4 protein-coding genes and 1 pseudogene are annotated in these 3,202 nt (G+C 64.2%); 2 read left to right on the top strand and 3 right to left on the bottom strand.

The genetic code is table 11. The features are described from left to right. Positions 1-413, top strand: a 413-nt coding sequence (locus EN893_RS25810; RefSeq protein ID WP_281062506.1) for a bestrophin family ion channel, incomplete at its 5' end; no start/stop codon positions are given. Between the two features lie 63 nt (positions 414-476). Here the strand turns inward: EN893_RS25810 and EN893_RS25805 are convergent. The 3 genes from EN893_RS25805 to EN893_RS25795 form a co-directional block, all read right to left on the bottom strand. Continuing rightward, complete coding sequence (locus tag EN893_RS25805) at positions 477-1,481, bottom strand: NAD(P)-dependent alcohol dehydrogenase (RefSeq protein ID WP_127267447.1); 1,005 nt, start codon at positions 1,479-1,481, stop codon at positions 477-479. Positions 1,482-1,521: 40 nt separating this feature from the next. Continuing rightward, positions 1,522-1,782: a hypothetical protein gene (locus EN893_RS25800; protein WP_127267446.1), complete on the bottom strand. Its 261-nt coding sequence runs from the start codon at positions 1,780-1,782 to the stop codon at positions 1,522-1,524. An 83-nt stretch (positions 1,783-1,865) separates the two neighbouring features. Further along, the gene (locus tag EN893_RS25795) at positions 1,866-2,618 is read right to left on the bottom strand and encodes a thioredoxin family protein (RefSeq protein ID WP_127267445.1); all 753 of its coding nucleotides are present in this window, start codon (positions 2,616-2,618) and stop codon (positions 1,866-1,868) included. A 306-nt stretch (positions 2,619-2,924) separates the two neighbouring features. On the opposite strand from EN893_RS25795, the pseudogene EN893_RS25790 reads away from it, so the two are divergent. Then, positions 2,925-3,202, top strand: a pseudogene (locus EN893_RS25790) (helix-turn-helix domain-containing protein); the annotation flags it as partial.

Here is a 3,202-nt window from a genome sequence, read left to right as displayed (position 1 = left end):
ATGGCGAACTGACCAAGCTGATCCGCGACTTCCATGACCAGCAGGCGCGCTGCGATCGCATCAAGAACAATCCCTATCCCCGGCAATACGCCATCGTCAGTTCGATGTTCGTGATGATCTTCTGCACGCTGTTGCCGTTCGGGGTCGTTCCCGTCTTTGCCGATATGGGCAAATTGGGTGGGGCGCTCGGGTCGATCGCGATCTGGCTGACGATCCCGTTCAGCACGCTGCTGGGCTGGGCTTACATGTCCCTCGACCAGGTCGGCGAAAGCAGCGCCAACCCGTTCGAGGGCAACGCCAACGACGTCCCGATCTCGCAGATTTGCCGCGACATCGAGATCGAGTTGCGCAGCGGGCTCGGCGAGGCCGATCTTCCCAAGCCCCTGATGCCGGTCAACGACATCGCGACCTAGGCAGGATCACGACGAAGGCGCGGACCCGACGGTCCTCTTCATCGTGCTGCTGGCGGAGGCCGCTCAAACGTCGAGGCAGACCTTGCCGAAATGCTTTTGGGTTTCGTAATGCGCGAAGGCGGTGGCGATGTCCTGCAGCGGAAAATGGCGGTCTATGACGGGCTTCAGCCTGATAGTCTCTATCGCCCGGATCATATCCTCCTGGTCGGCCCGGCTGCCGATGGAAATGCCGCTGATGCGGATCTGGTTGGAAAACAGGGCAGGGATAGACACTTCCGCCGCAAAACCGGTCAGGACGCCGACCAGCGCGATGTGACCGCCCGTGCGGCAGGCGATAATCGACTGCGCCAGCGTGGCGGGTCCGCCGACCTCGATCACGTGATCGACACCGCGTCCGCCCGTCAGATCCCTGGCCTTGCGACCCCAGTCCGGGACGGACTTGTAGTTGATGACGGCGTCGGCTCCGAGGCGCGTGAGCCTTTCCAGCTTCTGCTCGTCGGATGAGGTGGCGATGACCCGGGCGCCGGCGGCTTTGGCGAATTGCAGCGCGAACAGCGATACGCTGCCCGAACCGAGGACCAGCACCGCGTCGCCCGGCTTCACCTTGCCGCACACAACCAGGCCGCGCCAGGCAGTAACGCCCGTGCAGGTGAGCGACGCCGCCTCGACATGCGTATAGCCTGCCGGTGCCTTGGTGAAAGCGTGCGCCGGCATGCAGACATACTCGCTGGCGAAGCCGTCGAAACTGTCTCCCGGAATATCGCGCCGGGTGCAGGGCGTCATGTCACCGCCCAGCCACCAGGGATAGAAGACGCTGACGACTCTGTCTCCGGGCTTGAGTGCATCGACACCGTCGCCGAGGGCAATCACTTCGCCGGCGCCGTCGGAGAGCGGAACGCGGCCGTCGGCGAGAGGCATCTTGCCTTGCACGGCAAAGTCGTCGCGCATGTTCAACGCGCAGGCCCGGATCCTGACCAGAACCTCGCCCGGCCCTGGCTGGGGCGGATCTTCCTCGACCAGGTCGAGATTGCCCAAGCCGCCCGGCGCTCTCAGCCTGACCAGTCTCATTGTCTTCTCCGATGTGTGGGGTGTCTGGAATTGGAATGGTCTAGCGGGCCTGCCGGCCTGAGATCACCCGCAGCCAGGGCGCCAGATGAAAGGCGCTCATCAGCAGATACATCGCGGCCATGCCCGTGAGGGGCGAGGCGTCGATGCCCATGCACTGCATGGCCGCATCGCCGCTGAAGATGCAGGTGAGCAGCGCCATCACGGCGAAAGTCGGTGCCGCGGCAAGGCAAAGCCAGTCGGCCAGCCCGAGGGTTGCGGCTTCCGGGATCGTGCTGCCGGCACCGGTATGGATATCGCTCATCGCCTTAATCCTTGATGATCATGCCAGCCACGACAGGTTCCTCTCTCCACGGAGTGGGGAGAGGAACCCAGACTGAACAACCGTTACTGCTCGCCCTTGTCGCGGAATGCAGCCTCGCCGGCAGCAGACACTTCTTCCCATTTCTTGTCGGCCCCGGCGTCGTAATTGTCGTGCCAGTTCCACCAGGAATAGAGCGGGGTCTGCGGATAGCCTTCGGGCGAATCCTCCCAAATTTCCTGGCGGCCGAGCGGCGTCGCGTCGAGATAGCTCCAGACGGTGCCCATCGCCTCGTCGCCGCGGCTGTTGATGAGATAGGTGCGGAAGATGCGGTCGCCGTCATGGATGAAGACGTTGTGGCCGTGCCATTCGTCGACCCCGAAGTCCTTGTCGAAACTGTCCGTGATTGTGTACCAGGGCATCTGCCAGCCCATCCGCTGCTTCAGCCGCGCAATGTCGGCTTGCGGGGCACGCGAAGCGTAGGCAAGAGTGGTGTTGCGGGCGTTGAGATGGGCGAGGTGGCCGACCTGGTCGGCGCCCAGCGAACAGCCGCGGCAGGCATGATCGGGCCAGCCATGCACGCCGGGCTCGAAAAAGGCGCGGTAGACGATCAGCTGGCGGCGGCCTTCGAACAGATCGAGCAGGCTCGCTCTGCCGTTCGGCCCCTCGAACACATAGGCCTTGTCGACTTCCATCCACGGCATGCGCCGGCGCTCGGCGGCCAATGCGTCCTTGGCCCGCAGCGTTGCCTTTTCCTTCACCAGCATCTGTTCGCGGGCGGCTTCCCAGTCCTGCCTCGAAACGATCGGCGGGGTCTTCATTGCGATGTGCTTGGTCATTGGTCGTCTCCTTTGCCAGTCTGTTGTCGCTTGCTGTCAGCCAGAATAGGGCGGTGAAGCGCGGGGGTGGGAGTTACAAGTGTGACGGGATTTGCAGGAGCCGGCCCGTCGCAGCAGGGGTGGCGCATCCTCACGGTGCCTTCGGCCGCGTCATGGAGAGGAGTGTCGGTTGGCATTGTCGGTTCTCCCTTGGCGTGCCGCACGTTGCCGATAGAGTTGGCCGATGCGGCTTGCCGGTTCATGGTACGGATTTAAGTTAGGGCGGCGACGCACAAGGGTGGGAGTTACAAGTGTGACGGGATTTGAATGGATTCGCTGATCACCGCCGCGGCGCTGGCGCTGGCCGGAGGCGATCCGCTCGGCGCGCTGGATCGCGTCGCCCTGCGCGAGGATCCGCCGGCGCTGGCGCTGCGCGGCATCGCCATGGCGCAACTTGGCGATCTTGATCGCGCCAAGGCGCTGCTGCGGCGGGCCGCGCGTGGCTTCGGCCCGAAAGAGGCGGTTGCGCGTGCGAGATGCGTCGTTGCCGAGGCCGAGATCGCGCTGGTCTCACGCGATCTCGGCTGGCCGGCCAAGGCTTTGGA

Origin of the sequence: Mesorhizobium sp. M7A.F.Ca.CA.004.04.2.1 (genome assembly GCF_004022825.1) — a bacterium.
Classification (GTDB): Bacteria; Pseudomonadota; Alphaproteobacteria; order Rhizobiales; family Rhizobiaceae; genus Mesorhizobium.
Note: the sequence above shows the minus strand (reverse complement) of the source record. Positions and strands in the feature narration are given on the sequence as shown.

Bases quoted from the DNA above. Each gene is read 5' to 3' on its own strand.
- EN893_RS25795 (WP_127267445.1), bottom strand. From the start codon at position 2,618: ATGACCAAGCACATCGCAATGAAGACCCCGCCGATCGTTTCGAGGCAG.
- EN893_RS25800 (WP_127267446.1), bottom strand. From the start codon at position 1,782: ATGAGCGATATCCATACCGGTGCCGGCAGCACGATCCCGGAAGCCGCA.
- EN893_RS25805 (WP_127267447.1), bottom strand. From the start codon at position 1,481: ATGAGACTGGTCAGGCTGAGAGCGCCGGGCGGCTTGGGCAATCTCGAC.